The organism is Vibrio sp. 811, assembly GCF_033339195.1.
Map to the genome: position 1 here is coordinate 1 of NZ_JAWOUB010000891.1, position 531 is coordinate 531.

Consider the following 531-nt stretch of genomic DNA (forward strand, 5'->3'; position numbering starts at 1 on the left):
CGCGAATGAAGCCAAGAATGCCATGATTGAAGGCGATATTTACGCTTTTGCCGTCATTCCATCTAAGTTTGACCAAGACATTTTGCTGCATCGCCAACCGCAACTTTCAGTTTTTTTTAACAGCCAATATATTTTGGTGGCAAAGTTAATTAATTCAGCTGTGGCACAAGCTCAAGGGTACTTTGATGCTCAGGTGCAAGTGATGGGCAATCTCGCCAAAGGCAGTACAACGACGTTGTCCGCGCTCGGCCAAGCTGTGCCAGTGTCGACCCAAATCACCGCGCTGTTTAATCGCAACACTAACTACGCGCAGTTTTTGGTCACCGCTATCGTGCCTGCGATTTGGCAAATTTGTATCGTCGTGAGTACGATTTTGATCCTTGCGGCGCACTTTCGCATTTATGGGGGCAAAAATGGCTTTGAGTTTTTGGGTAATAAACCATACACAAAACTCAGCGCAATTTTGAGCCAATACATCCCAGTGTTTATGTTGCAAGGTGCCTTGTTCCTCTACTGGTTTTATGTGTTATT

1 protein-coding gene is annotated in these 531 nt (G+C 45.2%); it reads left to right on the forward strand.

Annotation, left to right across the window (positions count from 1 at the left end):
- Window positions 1–531: ABC transporter permease (locus R7Q46_RS29970; protein WP_318078693.1), on the forward strand; the 531-nt coding region annotated here is incomplete at both ends.